Source organism: Vibrio sp. 1CM7H (assembly GCF_023161645.1).
Taxonomy (GTDB): domain Bacteria; phylum Pseudomonadota; class Gammaproteobacteria; order Enterobacterales; family Vibrionaceae; genus Vibrio; species Vibrio diabolicus.
Map to the genome: position 1 here is coordinate 98,078 of NZ_JALNTV010000002.1, position 14,773 is coordinate 112,850.

A 14,773-nucleotide genomic window follows, 5' to 3' on the forward strand; every position below is an offset into this window, starting at 1 on the left:
AGGGCGTTAAATGTTAGATAAGATGATGAAATCTTTAGCGGAAACGCTAAAGGTAGGGGATTTTATTGCCTCAGAAAATGGCTCTTACAACATCGAGGTTGATCAGTTGTCACTGACCATCAAACAACACGCATCATGGTTTTTATGGGAAGCGGCTTTACCTTTCCAGTTTAAAGAGCATCTAGATTATCAACAAGAACAAGCGTTGCAACGTTGCATGCAGCTCTCATTAAAAACAATCCGTGAAGATGGCTGCGTACTAACAGCGAATGATGATCAGCAGCTGATTTTACAAAGCAAAGTGAGGATCGAGGACTGTTCGATTGAGCTGTTCTCTTCTTTGCTTTCCAAGCACGTTAATCTATGTGAGCGTTATATGGCATTATTGGAGCAAGAGCGCGTGAACCACACGATTAATCATAATGTGTGGTTGCCATGATGCGAAAAGTCTTTCCGAACATCAGACGTGCTGCCACAAAGATACTGTTGTGTGCTGTGAGCTTTGCTCCGTTGGGATTCGCACAAGCAACAGACTTACACTGGCCCGAACAACCATTCCGATACTATGCAGATAACGACTCATTAAAAGAGTTGTTGAATAACTTTGGCGCAAACTATCGCGTTTCGGTTTCGGTGAGTGACAAAGTTAATGATCGAGTGAGTGGACGTTTTACTCCTGATGATCCGGCTGAGTTCCTCGACTACTTATCGCAAGTCTATAACTTGATGTGGTATTTCGATGGTGCCGTCTTACATGTCTATAAGGCGACAGAAACGCGCTCACGTTTACTCCAATTAGAATTATTGACCGCCAGAGAGCTACGAAGCACGTTAATTTCCACTGGAGTGTGGGATTCGCGCTATGGGTGGAGAGCCGCTGAAAGTAAAGGGTTGGTTTATCTTGCAGGTCCTCCACGTTATGTCGACTTAGTTGTACAAACGGCCGAAGCATTAGAAACGCGCCTGCTGCAGAAATCGAATTCAACCGACGAGTTATTCGTTGAAATAATTCCTTTGAAGTACGCTTCTGCAACGGATAGAGAAATTGCATATCGAGATCAGACCATTACGGTTCCGGGTATCGCGTCGGTTTTAAAGCGAGTCGTGTCTGGTGTTCAAACTCAAGTGGCGAGTGCGTCGAACAAAGAAGTTACCAGTTCAGATAAGCCTGTAAAAAGCAATAAAACCGCCTCAGTTCATGGCGGAGCAACGGTTGAAGCAGAGCCGGGCCTTAATGCGATTATTGTTCGTGATACTCAAGCGCGATTACCGCTCTATCGCAAACTGGTCGCTCAATTGGACCAACCGCAATCAAGAATTGAAGTTGCATTATCGATTGTCGACATCAGTGCCAACGATTTAAGTCAGTTAGGCGTGGATTGGCGAGCGGGAGTGTCTGTCGGAAATAATCGAATTGTTGATATCAAAACAACAGGGGATGTGAGTTCGGGTGATGTGACTCTCGGCAGCGGACAAAATTTTAAGTCTTTGCTTGATTCAACCAATCTGAATTACCTGTTGGCTCAAATCCGATTATTGGAATCTCAAGGCAGTGCTCAAGTGGTTTCAAGACCAACACTGTTAACCCAAGAAAATGTCGAAGCGGTACTGAACAACAGCAGCACGTTTTACGTCAAGCTGGTTGGTAAAGAGACCGCAGCACTGGAAGAGGTCACGTATGGCACGTTACTGAGAATTGTCCCGCGTATCGTTGGTGACAGGTTTGCAGCCCGACCAGAAATCAACCTGAGCCTTCATCTCGAAGACGGGGCAAAGATTACCGATGGTGGTGTCGACGACCTTCCTTCCGTTCGTAAAACTGAAATCAGTACCTTGGCGACGGTGAAGCAAGGACAGAGCTTGCTCATCGGTGGTGTTTATCGAGATGAAGTGAGTCATCAGTTACGTAAAGTACCACTGTTGGGAGACATCCCATATTTAGGTGCGTTGTTTAGAAGTAATACCAACACTAAACGCCGCACGGTGCGCATGTTTATTCTAGAACCGCGAATCGTTGTGGATGGTATTGGCGATAGTGTGTTGATTGGTAATGAGTACGATCTGCGACCAAGCATTGGCAAGCTCAACAACATTTCCAATAACAGTGCTGAATTTAAATCGGTCGTCGAAGTGTATAGCTGCACATCAAAGACTCAAGCAGAGCGCTATCAGCAAGACTTATTGTCACAGCAACAGTCGTCTCAATTGACGCAGTGCCAATTGCCGACAGGGCAAAAGGGTTGGCGTGTAAAAGTATTGGAATGCGATGACTCACAAAGTGAGTGTGTGCGTCCATCAGAGGAGCCTTAACCGCGATGCAGCAATGGAAAATTCGTATTTTATCAGGCGTGCATTCCGGAGTTGAAGTCACCTTACCTGAGGGCGCTCTTGTGCTTGGCAGTGACGACTTTATCGCAGATCTCGTGCTGTCTGATGCTGGGGTCGAAGCTAACCATTTCACGTTGGTTTGCCAGCAAGACTCGGTCATTTTACGAGGTTGCAAAGAGGCAAATATTAACGGTGAAAACATCTCTGTTGAAGATGATGGGATCGAGTTGTCACGCCATGCCGTTGTCTCTGTAGGCGTTGTGAAGTTCGCACTGGGGTACGCAGAAGATGCGTTAATCGTGAGTAACGTCAGCGACGAATCTAGCGAACAGGATACACCTGTTGTTGCTGTACAACGCTCTAGCTGGAAAAAAACAACGCTCATCGCCTTGCTTTGTAGTTTTGTCCCGAGTGTCATTTTTGCTGGTATGTGGTACAGCCAAGCTAACGGAAACAATAATGAGACTGTCACAGAAGCAGAACCCATTGTTTTGGTGCGCAACATCTTAGGCGAGCTCAAACTTAGCGACGTTCGTGTGGAATGGAATGCCGCCGCACGCCAAGCGGTTTTGGAAGGCTATGTTGAAGATCGAACTCAGAAACTCGATCTGCTTGGTCGAATTGATGTATTAGGTATCAATTACAAAAGTGACTTAAGAACGATGGAAGAAATCCGTCGCGGGGTTAGATTTATTTTGCGAAACCTCGGCTATCACCAGGTGAAAGTCGAAAATGGGGATGAGACGGGCACACTGTTACTGACGGGTTATATCGATGATGCAAGCCGCTGGAACCAAGTTGAGCAAATTTTAGAGCGAGACGTACCGGGCCTCGTAGCGTGGAAGGTCGAACTGCAAAGAGCGGGTGCCTACATGGATACGCTAAAAGCCTTATTGACGGATGCGGAGCTACTGAAAAAAGTCCAGTTGGTTACCAGCGGTGATCGCATCGAAGTACGCGGGGAACTTGATGATATCGAAACGACTCGATTTTACGGTGTGACTCGAGACTTCCGAGAACAATATGGTGAAAAACCATATTTAGTTTTGAAATCCATACCTAAGGTGAGTAAAGGCACCAACATCGATTTCCCGTTTCGTAGCGTTAACTTTGGTCAGGTTCCATATGTGATTCTGACTGATAACGTTCGTTACATGGTTGGTGCAAGAACGCCTCAAGGCTACCGCATATCCAGTGTTACGCCTGCTGGCATTGAGCTGGTCAAAGGCGGGCGGGTGATAACAATAGAACTCGGATACGAGGGCGAGACGAACAATGACAAATCTTGAACAAATTTTAAATAACGACAAAAACGGTGCGGAAGTGCACAAGATTAAGAGCAAGCTCTTAGAAGCACAAGCGGTGGTGAAACGTCAGTTGGATTTAGGGTGCTCACCACAGCAGTACCAATTGCTACTCAAACAGTATGAAGCTTACACAGCCGCCCATGCGGTCGTTGAATCATACGAAGCTAACTAAAAAATACGAGGAAGTCTTATGTCATTTTACGATGCTAGTAACAGTGTAAACCTTGATGATGTTAAAGCTAAGTTAGAACAACAAGCGAAAGATGCCAACACAGAAGTGACGGCAGCCATCAAGAACCTAGAAACCAATGCCGATGATCCATCAAAGCTTGCCGAGCTTCAGCACGCGATCAACAAATGGTCTGTTGTTTACAATATCAATGCGACCACCACTCGTGCGATTAAAGATGTGATGCAGTCGATTCTCCAGAAGGTGTAAAGCATGGAACGAGAAACGCGCCAACTGCTGGCTGAAATCGCGCTGATGGCAACCGGTATGCATCGTCATCAAGAAGCTAACACGATTGCGGACGGCCTTGAAGCAAGCTCCGGTTCTGAAGAGACTGTGGTGATGATTCGTGCAATGAGCCTCATGAATAAAGGCTTGTACGAAGAGGCTCATCAATTGCTCGAACCACTTTGCAACGCCTATCCAGATCTGATCAGTTTAGCGGCCCTTGCTTCCGCCAAAGCTGGTTTATTGAGCAAAGCGGAAAGTTGGGTAGAACTCGCATCACAGGGAAGCGAAGAAAGCCAAGCATTTGCATCAAGCTTTTCTCAGGACATTAGGAACCTTGGATGATCGTTGATTCAAGTAATCTAACTCTTCAGCCTCAACCTCTGCGCCAATCGAAGTCGCGCCATTATGAGCGGAGCGATGAAGATAAGATGAATATGCTCATGGAGCGTAATGCCAAGCAAGCGGAAGCCTCACACGCCTCTCCAAAAGAGACGTTAGAGAAAACAGAAGCGAAACTGGCGGACATCAAAGCGTGGTATGAATCACTAAAAGAGGCAGATGTTGTCAGTAAACAAAGCGTCTTATCGTCGTTGAATGAAGTGTTCTCCGATCCTCAAGTTAAACGAGAGGCAATGTGGTACGCCTTTTATGAGGCGAAGAGTGCAAAGGGCACCGAACACCCGCAAGCCGATTTATTAAAGGTGTTGAAGCAGGAGTTGCTAGGGGATTTTTCGGGCCAGCTTATTGCCGAGCCACCTGTCGATAAAGCAACACTTAAAGAAATGTTGGCGCAGCATTTTCCACTTGGTGCCCAGAAAGAACAAGCCTTGTGGCACTGCTGGGCTGAGTTGAAGTCGTTACCTGATATGGCATCAACACTGGACATGGTCCGTGATGAGCTTAGCTTCATGATCCAAAAAAATGCGATGGTAAAAAACATCGTGACTCATAGTCACAAGTTAGATTTGTCTTAGGAGTACATATGATAAACACGCAGTACACCGAGGTGATGCAAACCAACATTGATAAGTTGCAGGATGCACAAGTCGAGGACGGTTTAAGTGAACGTTTCGAACAAGCTATGTCGGTTCCCGAGGCAAATAATGGCCTGGAGGGCGGTTTGCTCGAAAACATCAGCGAGTTAAAAAATACTATCGATAACGCGAAAAGTAACCTGCAAGACAACATGAAGATGGTGGGTGATGATCCGGCGCAATTACTGCAAATGCAGTGGGCACTGACGCGCATTACTTTTCAAGAAGAGCTGATCGCGAAAACCGTGGGTAAAACCACACAAAACGTAGAAACCTTATTGAAGGCACAATAGTGATGATGAATAAAATGAGAGCGGTTTTCATCATGCTCACGTTGTTTCTGGTGGGTTGTCAGACCGAACTGTACACCAACGTAACTCAGAAAGAGGGGAATGAGATGTTGTCGATCTTATTATCCGAAGGTGTCGTTGCAACAAAAGAACCTGACAAAGACAACACCGTCAAGTTAATGGTAGACAGTTCTCAAATCGCCTTCGCTGTAGACGCGCTGAAGCGAAAAGGGTATCCAAGAGAGCAGTTTTCTACATTGAAAGAGGTGTTTCCCAAAGACGATTTGATCTCGTCGCCATTAGCAGAACGAGCACGTTTGGTGTACGCGAAATCTCAAGAACTTTCTTCAACCTTATCTCAGATTGATGGCGTGCTGGTGGCACGTGTTCATGTTGTTTTGGAAGATCAAGATCTACGTCCAGGAGAGCGTCCAACGCCTGCATCTGCCTCTGTGTTTATTAAACACGCGGCGGATATTGCGCTTGATTCGTATGTTCCGCAGATCAAATTATTGGTGAACAACAGTATTGAGGGGTTGAATTACGATCGAATCAGCGTAGTGATGGTACCCTCATCAGAGGTACGAGTTGCTACTCAAAACAATCAATTTAAAAGCATTTTGTCGGTTCAGGTCACCAAAGAGACGGCGAATAATTTTGTCGCCATCCTGGTGTTCTTGGTAGCTGCGCTTATCGGTTCAAATATCGCTACTTTTACTTGGTGCCGCAGGAACACAAAGCGTGGTTAAACCAGAAACACCACTCGCGCAGGTACAACATCAATTTAACTACGCGCCTTGCCAATACATCCATAAAAGTTGGATAGAACAGAAACAGCCTTGGTTATTAAATATTGAAGGTTGGAGAGATAACCCCATGTTTAACCAATGGTGCATAAATGAGTGGGCGTTATCTCCGGTTCCAGAGACGGCTTTTAACAAACCTTGCCATAGCTTGGCGTTGCTCCCAGCGGATGCGTTGAACCAACTCGTATTGATGGTGGGCGGAGCTTTACATTGTGTGGCAATGCGAGGCGTTGTTTTAAAACATCCGAAACAGGTTCTGAACAACGTCTTTGGATTGGAAGGCACTCGGTTCTTGATTCAAAACGGGCCGATGTTGTTATCCAGTTGGCCGCAAGGTTGGCAACATCCGTTGCCAGAATCATTGGATGAGCGGTCTGTTGAAGCAAAAATGCAAGCGCTTGGGTACTCCTGGATAAGGTTTGTTTTAGTTAACTCGCCAGAAGATATTGTCCTGCGTTGGCAATTCAAACTAGAACAGCAGCTCAGCGAGAGTACGGAAATGGCTAGCTGGTTGGCAAAAGATCAGCGAGATTTGGCGTATCGACTCACAAAAAAAATCGCAAAACAGGTTATTCCCCAATGGTTTCATTTGTTGAAATAAAAACAGACAACTTGCAGCTGGCACCTGGCTTAAAGGTGCTGAAAGCGAAAGATTATGCCAGTTATCTTGATTCGCAACACTTAGTTGAAGCCGCGAACTCCAAAGCTGAAAGCATCATTGCTAATGCCCAACAAGCCTACGAAACCGAAAAACAACGTGGTTATCAAGATGGCCTTGCACAAGCCAAGATTGAAAATGCGCAAACGATGGTTGAAACCCTAGCGCGTTGTAATGATTACTATCAGCAAGTCGAAGAAAAAATGACAGGCGTGGTGTTGGAAGCGGTACGTAAGATCATCGATACCTTTGATGATGTCGATACCACGGTGAGCGTCGTGCGAGAAGCGTTGCAATTGGTGAGCAATCAAAAGCAGGTCATTTTACATGTCCATCCAGAGCAGGTTGTTGATGTGAGGGAAAAGGTGGCTGGTGTATTAAGTGATTTCCCTGAAGTCGGTTACGTTGACGTGGTAGCAGATGCGCGCTTGAAAAATGGAGGCTGCATTTTGGAAACAGAAGTTGGGATCATCGACGCCAGTATTGATGGACAGTTGCATGCATTAAAGCAAGCGATGGTGAAGCAGCTCAGTGAGCGTAAAATTACGATTCATGAATAAATCTTAAAAACTCAGCACTTGCTGAGTTTTTTCATTTTAATGCCTTTAAACAAAAAAAATCCGACCATTTCTAAAATATTCACTGCCATAAATCCTTAAGAATACACCTAAGAAAGCTGCTTAGTTGATAAGTGTTGCAACCAAGCAGCGCCTCTAAAACAACAAAAATAGGATTATTTAGTCGAATGGCTAATGGATTTATAACTTCTTTACTGACAGATTTTGCCAGCCGCTGCCAACTGGAGTCGCTGGTTTTTGATGAGGATGATTGTTGTCATCTACTCATTGACCAAAACACAGCAATCACAATTCGCGCACAAGAAGATCGCCTGACACTTATTGGGCTGATTTCAGGCGATAAGCCGAGTGATGATGCTTTGCATCAACATATGAAAGATGCCTTAACGCAAGGCTCTCCAGCGGTATTCTGGGAGGCAGAAACGGGATACATCGGTTTCATACACCTGCACCAGCAACTGTTAACTGCTTCTTTTCTTGATGAATCATTAGCGAATTTCATCGAATGGCTAAAAAGTGCGAACACGCAAAAAGTAACCAATAAAACAACCGAAGTCCCGGTAACGAGTACTACTCATTTTTCCACATTAAGGGTTTAAAACATGATCAGTTTTGGAAGTGTTAGCGCATTGCAGGCTGCCATGCCGCAAGCTCGCAACGAGATACTAAACGAAGGCAAGCTGAGTATTGGTGGCAAAGAATACCAAATCAACGCAGCGACCCAAGAATTTACTCGTGCCAATCCTACTAATGGTGCGGTAGCACGATTTTTTGAAGCGACAGGAAAACTGTTTCGCGAAGGCAGCCCACAATCGGTTGCGAAAGCCCTTACAAAAGCCGTATTTGATAATGAGCAAGGCCAAGCTCAGCGTTTACGAGCTGCTTCTTCTGTTGAGCATGGACAAATGTTCTTCAAAGATGGAAACATAAAAACCGCATCAGATGTATTAAATGCATTCGCAAAATTGGATAGCAAAACGGTCCAATCGCACTCTGCTGAGCTAAACCAGTTAGCGGAGCGAGCAATGACAGAATCAATGCTAGAAACCGATTCTGGTAAAAACCTCACATCACTGATTGGCGAAAGTGCAGCGAAGTCGCTTGCTGGACGTGTAGTAAAAGACTATGGCGGTGGTGTGTCTGCAGCGCAAAAAAATCCAGCAGGTAGCATCAATCAAATGCAAGCGGTGTTTGATATGGAGGTGATGCATCTTAAATCGGCGCAACGCCATATCGAAGGTCTAGCAAGCACCGATCTAAGCCAAGGTGTATACGCTGAAGGACTGGCAGAGGACGCGTTTAACAAAAGTGGCATCACCGATAATGTCGAACGAGCTGCGGCGTGGATCATTAATGCTTCTAACTCTAAAGGAAACGATGCCGAAAACATTACGTCTTTACTTAAAGAATACGCGTCTAATGGTAAAGACTTATTGAATATAGACAACTTAAAAGAGCTACACGCTCGATTGGTACCTGATGTTGAACGTGACTACCGAGGGCCAAATATTTCGGGTGGTACTTTGCCTTCAAGTATTGGCGGTGAGGGGATGCTAAAGCAGCACATTGAAGGATTTTTGAAAGAAAACCCAGTGGCGGATAAAGAGCTGGGTAAACACTTGTTTGCAGGAGTCATTGGGTATCACGGGTTTACTGATGGAAACGGTCGCATGGGACGCATGCTATACGCGATAGCAGAACTTCGTAACGACTCATTCAATCCTTTGGCTATGAACGCAGAGAACAGCCTTCACGGCATCAAGTAATTTTTCTCTTCTATTCCAATTTTAGAGCGGCGATTGCCGCTCTTTTCTTATTTCTTTATCCAACTTATTCTTCATTTTTCTACCTCGCTAAAACGGCTAATAGCAATAAAATTGAGACGTTTAAATAAAGCTCCTGTGTCTATCACGCCATAAAATCGCTCTTATCCTTATGAGCTTATTTAAATAAGCCGTTATACCCAAGTCGTCTCGCTGCATCAGATATTTCGAGGCTACTTAGGTATATTAAATTAGACAGGACACAACATGGATACAGGAAAGATTAATATGCTTCTCTCTGAACTGGGAGAAGTGCTGAACCTTGAGCGCGTGACAGCGTATGACGATCAAATGTGGTCACTGCATTTTGCTGAAAATAACAGTGTCGATGTTCTGCTCGTGGAAGAAAAAGGCGAGTTGTTGATTTCTAAAAATCTGCATATAGAACAAGAGGATATTACGTTAGACAAACTTCAAGTTTTACTTGAATACAATTTCTTATATCGAGAAACCGGCGGTGTGCAGTTTTGCGTTAATCCAACCACTAAAGATGTGGTTCTTCAGGTTGCCATCGCGGCCGAGAGTGAACTCACCAACATTGCTAACTTGATGAGTCAACTGAATGAGCTAGTGGATACTTGGGCTCAGTTATTTCAGAACAATACGGTCGTAGATTTTAGCCAAACAGACGTACACGCATTTATTCAGGTTTAAGGCATCAAACATGGTCAATATTAATACATCACACATGCATTCGTTGAGTCAGTTAACGTCCCATTTGGCGACACAAAATCAATCTGACGATAAAGAGGTTCGAGCGCATAATGGCAAAGATATTTTTGTTAAAGAAGGGGCGCCCAAAAACAAAAGCGTCAGCGCGCGTATTAGCCACCAGAATAAAGCGAAAGACATTGTGGTGAATCTGCTCACGAAGCAGGGCATTCCTAAAGATGTTGCTAAGCTGATGCTGCAAAATGTGTTGAACGGTGAAAACAAGTTAACGCTTGGTAGTCTGAAAAATCTTGAGAGATTGTCGTCTGGTCCGAGCTCACATTGGCCAGCCGCGCAAACGGCCTCTTCTTCCAAAACCAATAAAGCTTCATCGAGTGTCGCGCTGATCAACGAACATAAAGCTAACCTTCAAAAGCTTGGTGATTTTGCCTGTACAGACTTAAATACATTTGGTGTAAAAGGTTCGCAGTTTTATGAAACCAAAGGAAAGCCTAGATTAGAAGCGCTTCACGCGAATCAAGCGCGAATCATGCAAGATCAACGAGCGACTATGTCTGCAAACGGAGTTCAAGCTGCAGCACAAAGAGGGACCGCACCGCAATTAAGCACTCTACAGAACATTGCCAAGGCAGTACAAAACGCGAAAGCCGGCTGCTGTACTACATTTGCCTTTGCTGCCGCTGCTGAGATGATTCAAGGTATGTCAGGCACACCTGAAGGTGAGCCTAAAGTAGAAGTGGTTGCGTTTAAAAAGGGTCATTCAGGTACACACCTTTATGTACTGGTTGGTCGACAAGAGGGGAGTGATATCAAAGATCCATCAACATGGAGTAAGGATGTGAAAATTGTTGATCCTTGGGCAACATCCGCATTCGGTGCACCAATGTTTGGAGATGCGCAACGACCACCTGTTTCGAATATGTTCCCGCCAACAGAAGTCATTTTTGATAGCCATAAACTGGGTTAGTCGCTCTGCAAAAGAAGTGAGCAAACACATAATACTAACCTTCTAACCTTTATTGAAAGAGCAGCCCTGAGCTGCTCTTTTTTATTACTCTGGCAACTCATTTTCACAGCGAGATTTCTGCGGAAAACCTCACAATGAAGACGAGAAAGTGACAAAAATAAAGCCATTACCGACATCGTTCAATCTGCAATCGTTGTTCAATAGAGTTATTGAAACAAAAGGAAAAAGTTATGAACACGATTCAACAACTGCTCTTGGAGTTTTGCCAACTCAATGAGTTACCCGAACTGAATTTTGAAGACAATGAACGTTGTCAGCTACTGGTCGACGACCGCTACATGCTGTATTTCATCGCGACAGATACGGATGACTTAATGTTGTCCGTGACGTTCGGAGGATTAGAAAAGTCGGGCGAACAAAGACTAAAAGGTTTAGAGCTTCTTGCTCATGCTAATTATCAGGGCATCGGTAGTGGCAGCCTGGCACTTGCTTTAGCCCCAAATGGTCGACAGCTTGTCTTAGCGGGACGTAAACCTGTTGAGCACCTAAACACGACGAATCTTACTGCTTGGTTTCATGAGGTTATTGAACAGGCTGAATTGTGGCAAGCGCGTTTTGCAATGTTGGATCAAGCGATTCCAACCCCCCCTAATCATGAACAAGCTCATGTTCAATCACTTCGTGTGTAGGAGAGAAAAATGGTCAATACAACGCAAAAAATCAGCCAAAGCCCAGTACCTGATCTAGAACAGTTTCGTGCAGTCGCTGCGCAAAAAGATGACCGAGTGATCAGTAAAAGAGGTGAGGTAAAAGAACCTTCAACGTTCCATAAAGGTCACAAGTTTGCTTCTATCCACGAAGGCGTGTTGAGAAGCAAATACACTAAGTTTTTCCAAGAAAACATCAAAACTCACCTTGATTTAAAGCAGGCGCTACTTAAGCAAGAAAAACCTGAGGTTGCGCTGTTGGCTTACTCCCTAGTGAGTCCTTCTGGTTATCGCGGTGAGCCGCTTACTGAGCGCAAAATCTTAGAAGTTGTCAGCTTGTTGGATGAAGTCAAGGTGAGCAGCGATACGTACCAGCAGCTTAAAAATACGTTTGATGCGATCAGCAAAGATCCGCGTATGCAGGTGAGTTTAGAGGCTCAGTACCCGGGGAAAATGGATGGTTTTGGTGCCGAACTGTTACAGATGGGCAAAGAAAAACTGAAAGGTTCTGGCGTTAATGCTGTCATCAACCTAGCTTTGCCTGGCGTAGGGCTATTAATTTCAACAGGACGCGAGCTGCACAAAGCGGCAGTCAATGGCGATGCTGAAGCTTACCACCATCAGCTGGAGCAAATTTCGCAGCTTCCAGGGCGAGACCAACGTCTCTCTATGCCGATGCAACAAACATTGGCTCAAGGTCATGCAATGTTATCAGCTGAAGGTGCAGTTGGGGCAACATTGGGCATGGCGACAGGGAGCTTGGGTACTTTTGGTGTGAGCTCCGTAGCGACAGCGGGTGTTACGCCGATAGCAAAAGAAGCCATTGGTTCGGCTGCCACGACTGGCATCATCAGTGGTGGTGGTTTTGTTGCGAACCAAGCTGGAGCATACGGGTTAAATACGGAAGTCAAAGAGCAACTCATGCAAGGTGAGATGTCTGGTGTTTTACCAAGGCTTGAAGTTTCTAATGCCAAAGGAGACTTTACCTTCAGCATGCAAGATCCAGCTTCTGTACGCGCATTGATGGCGTACCTTGGACCTAAAGAGAACACGGCGATGACATCACCTCAAGCGCCTAAAGAAGCACAAGAGATGGAAGCGGCTCGCTTAACGTTGAAAAAGATGTTGGGATCAGAGCCAGGTGAACACTTAGTCCCTGACGTTGATTCTATCTTGAAGCTAAGTCCAGAAGATGCGCCAAGTAAAACTGAGGCAACTGCTCATAGTGCGTTTAAAAAGCTGTTGGGCGAAGATTGGGATTGGCTCATGCCTGCAGTTCGAGCGATCGATAAAGGTGAGGCGAGTCAAATCAATGAAAAGCTGACTTACAAACTGCCACTTGATGCCGAAAATGGACGAGTATACCTTGATAAATGCCCAAACCTGAGTGACGCTCAGTTGGATGCATTAGATAAACTGGGCTCACCAAGTCAATTGCGACTGATGTACTTAGCGGAAGGTTGGGTTTAATTGAAAGTAAGGGAGCAGATGCTCCCTTACCGTATATGGTGTTTTTCCGGATGTTTATCTAGGCGTTAAATTGGCCTACTGATTTCGCTTAAAAAAGCGCTCGGCATTAGCAAATAGAGATTCACAGTGCTTTTTCTGCTTGTCGTAGTCAGCCGAACCTTCTGGCATTGCGTCTAATACTTCTTTTGCGCTGTGGTATTCTTTTACCATCAACTCAAATTTATCTTCATAATTGCTTTTTTTATTCTTTTTTTGAAAGCTATCTCGTTTTTTTCTCATTTTTATTCCTCTAGAGCGTGTTTATTAAAGGTCAATCTAATTAACCTCTACTTTTATAGGAATAACGAAGTCAAAATGGTTTAAATTAAGTCTAAATATTCCATTGTCATCGCGCTGATTAATATATTCCACCGCTAATGACTATTCCTAAATAGTGATGATGTATACACGAAGTGGCTATGCAGCGTTATGTCTTATTTTGACGCTTACTGATTGTTTTTATAAGGTTAAATTCCTTATAAACCTATCGATGTAAAGACAGCGCGTTGTGATAACCATGCTAAGAGAGCTAACTCTCGTTCGTATTTAAATCAAAACTGAGGCTATTTAATGGAAGATAAAGAATAAGTTGCTACAGGAGTTGAGTAACGAAATGACTCGAAAGAAAACTAAGAAGAGACTCGAACTAAATATTTCATCAATAGCTCACGGTTAGGAGCTGAGCTCACTATACACCGATTATAAGAAATAGATAGGACTTTCTATTTTTCTTCAGACAAAACCGTCCATGAAGGAAGCTTGCGCGTTGCAAAGCAATACCTAAAGATACAAAGGCATGCGTACATGCCTTTGTATGTGTGCGAGGCACAAATGGCACTATGGTAGGTAGGCGCCGCCACATACTGGATTGTATGTGCCCGTGATATGTCCGCTTTTTTCACTTGCCAAGTAGCTCACGGTGTTTGCTACGTCTTCAGGTGTGGCAATTTTCTGCGTTGGTGTGAACATTCGAATGGTTTCTTTAAACTCTTCAGGAGCACCTTTTGTTGCGTCTGTTTCTACAAGGCCCGGAGCAACGACATTAGACGTAATCCCGAAAGGACCAAGTTCTTGAGCGAGGTATTTACTAAAGCTATCAAGTGCACCTTTTGCACTACCATGAGCAATAAAGCTTGGTGCAGGAGCTTCTGATAAGGTGCTAGAGATAAAAATTAAGCGACCAAACTGGTTGGCTTTCATATTTTCTACCGCCAATTTTGCCGTTTGATATGCAGCGTGCATTTCGTCATTTAGCTTTTGTGAAAACTCTTCCCACGACTGCTCAGTGAAAGGTTTAGCGGTAAAGCTCATGTTTGCGTTTGAGACAAGAACATCAACGCCACCATGTTCATTTACGATGCTGTCGAACATTCCTTGTATTTGTGCGTCATCTCGAACGTCAGCTTTTAAAGTGTACGCCTCACCACCGGCGTTTTGAATTTCTTGAGCTAACGCTTCCGCGACCGCAGTACTATTTACGTAGTTGATAAAAACTCGGTAACCATCTGCAGCGAGTGCTTTTGCTGTTGCTGCACCAATTCCACGAGCGCCACCTGTAATTAAAGCATTGCGTTTTGTCATCGTATTTCTCCAAGGTTGAGCCTGACTGTTAAACCAGCTTCTGTCGCAACGTA

Annotated in this window: 19 protein-coding genes; 17 read left to right on the forward strand and 2 right to left on the reverse strand. The window is 44.7% G+C overall.

Going from position 1 to position 14,773, the window contains the following annotated elements; genetic code table 11:
* Nucleotides 1–10: 10 nt before the first annotated feature.
* The 17 genes from MSG33_RS08835 (at nt 11) to MSG33_RS08915 (ending at nt 13,100) form a co-directional block, all read left to right on the forward strand.
* Nucleotides 11–439 carry a YscB family type III secretion system chaperone gene (locus MSG33_RS08835; protein WP_074191269.1) on the forward strand — a complete coding sequence of 143 codons (429 nt, stop codon included), beginning with the start codon at nt 11–13 and terminating at the stop codon, nt 437–439.
* Nucleotides 427–2,310 carry a type III secretion system outer membrane ring subunit SctC gene (sctC, locus tag MSG33_RS08840; RefSeq protein WP_139060541.1) on the forward strand — a complete coding sequence of 628 codons (1,884 nt, stop codon included), beginning with the start codon at nt 427–429 and terminating at the stop codon, nt 2,308–2,310. Before MSG33_RS08835 ends, sctC begins: the two co-directional genes overlap by 13 nt.
* 5 nt (nt 2,311–2,315) lie before the next feature.
* Entirely contained in the window at nt 2,316–3,617 is a 1,302-nt protein-coding gene (gene sctD, locus MSG33_RS08845) for a type III secretion system inner membrane ring subunit SctD (RefSeq protein WP_012841765.1), read from the forward strand.
* A complete protein-coding gene (locus MSG33_RS08850) occupies nt 3,604–3,807 on the forward strand; it encodes an EscE/YscE/SsaE family type III secretion system needle protein co-chaperone (protein ID WP_012841766.1) in 204 nt (67 codons plus the stop codon). The genes sctD and MSG33_RS08850 overlap by 14 nt, the downstream gene beginning before the upstream one ends.
* Nucleotides 3,808–3,825: 18 nt before the next feature.
* Entirely contained in the window at nt 3,826–4,074 is a 249-nt protein-coding gene (gene sctF / locus MSG33_RS08855; RefSeq protein WP_005377199.1) for a type III secretion system needle filament subunit SctF, read from the forward strand.
* 3 nt (nt 4,075–4,077) lie between these two features.
* Nucleotides 4,078–4,437, forward strand: coding sequence for a YscG family type III secretion system chaperone (locus MSG33_RS08860; RefSeq protein WP_145473958.1), 360 nt, complete (start codon nt 4,078–4,080; stop codon nt 4,435–4,437).
* Nucleotides 4,434–5,069 (forward strand): YopR family T3SS polymerization control protein, encoded by a 636-nt coding sequence (locus MSG33_RS08865; RefSeq protein WP_248380695.1) that lies wholly within the window; start codon nt 4,434–4,436, stop codon nt 5,067–5,069. The genes MSG33_RS08860 and MSG33_RS08865 overlap by 4 nt, the downstream gene beginning before the upstream one ends.
* An 8-nt stretch (nt 5,070–5,077) precedes the next feature.
* Nucleotides 5,078–5,422, forward strand: a complete 345-nt coding sequence (vscI, locus tag MSG33_RS08870; RefSeq protein ID WP_005377202.1) for a SctI family type III secretion system inner rod subunit VscI — start codon at nt 5,078–5,080, stop codon at nt 5,420–5,422.
* Nucleotides 5,422–6,168 carry a type III secretion inner membrane ring lipoprotein SctJ gene (gene sctJ / locus MSG33_RS08875; RefSeq protein ID WP_086015689.1) on the forward strand — a complete coding sequence of 249 codons (747 nt, stop codon included), beginning with the start codon at nt 5,422–5,424 and terminating at the stop codon, nt 6,166–6,168. Before vscI ends, sctJ begins: the two co-directional genes overlap by 1 nt.
* Entirely contained in the window at nt 6,161–6,826 is a 666-nt protein-coding gene (gene vscK, locus MSG33_RS08880; protein WP_124008916.1) for a SctK family type III secretion system sorting platform protein VscK, read from the forward strand. Before sctJ ends, vscK begins: the two co-directional genes overlap by 8 nt.
* Nucleotides 6,805–7,443 carry an HrpE/YscL family type III secretion apparatus protein gene (locus tag MSG33_RS08885; RefSeq protein WP_248380697.1) on the forward strand — a complete coding sequence of 213 codons (639 nt, stop codon included), beginning with the start codon at nt 6,805–6,807 and terminating at the stop codon, nt 7,441–7,443. The genes vscK and MSG33_RS08885 overlap by 22 nt, the downstream gene beginning before the upstream one ends.
* A gap of 131 nt (nt 7,444–7,574) precedes the next feature.
* Nucleotides 7,575–8,060, forward strand: coding sequence for a CesT family type III secretion system chaperone (locus MSG33_RS08890; RefSeq protein WP_226421728.1), 486 nt, complete (start codon nt 7,575–7,577; stop codon nt 8,058–8,060).
* 3 nt (nt 8,061–8,063) lie between these two features.
* Nucleotides 8,064–9,227 carry a VopS family T3SS effector adenosine monophosphate-protein transferase gene (locus tag MSG33_RS08895; protein WP_248380699.1) on the forward strand — a complete coding sequence of 388 codons (1,164 nt, stop codon included), beginning with the start codon at nt 8,064–8,066 and terminating at the stop codon, nt 9,225–9,227.
* Between the two features lie 264 nt (nt 9,228–9,491).
* The gene (locus MSG33_RS08900; protein ID WP_248380701.1) at nt 9,492–9,938 is read left to right on the forward strand and encodes a type III secretion system chaperone; all 447 of its coding nucleotides are present in this window, start codon (nt 9,492–9,494) and stop codon (nt 9,936–9,938) included.
* A 10-nt stretch (nt 9,939–9,948) separates the two neighbouring features.
* A complete protein-coding gene (vopR, locus tag MSG33_RS08905) occupies nt 9,949–10,923 on the forward strand; it encodes a type III secretion system effector VopR (protein ID WP_248380703.1) in 975 nt (324 codons plus the stop codon).
* A 230-nt stretch (nt 10,924–11,153) separates the two neighbouring features.
* A complete protein-coding gene (locus tag MSG33_RS08910) occupies nt 11,154–11,612 on the forward strand; it encodes a CesT family type III secretion system chaperone (RefSeq protein ID WP_248380705.1) in 459 nt (152 codons plus the stop codon).
* 9 nt (nt 11,613–11,621) lie between these two features.
* Nucleotides 11,622–13,100, forward strand: coding sequence for a hypothetical protein (locus MSG33_RS08915; RefSeq protein WP_048626456.1), 1,479 nt, complete (start codon nt 11,622–11,624; stop codon nt 13,098–13,100).
* A 75-nt stretch (nt 13,101–13,175) separates the two neighbouring features.
* Here MSG33_RS08915 and MSG33_RS08920 read toward each other — a convergent pair whose 3' ends face one another.
* Nucleotides 13,176–13,379, reverse strand: a complete 204-nt coding sequence (locus MSG33_RS08920) for a hypothetical protein (RefSeq protein WP_005395134.1) — start codon at nt 13,377–13,379, stop codon at nt 13,176–13,178.
* A gap of 597 nt (nt 13,380–13,976) precedes the next feature.
* Nucleotides 13,977–14,720, reverse strand: coding sequence for an SDR family oxidoreductase (locus MSG33_RS08925; RefSeq protein ID WP_248380707.1), 744 nt, complete (start codon nt 14,718–14,720; stop codon nt 13,977–13,979).
* Nucleotides 14,721–14,773: the final 53 nt, after the last annotated feature.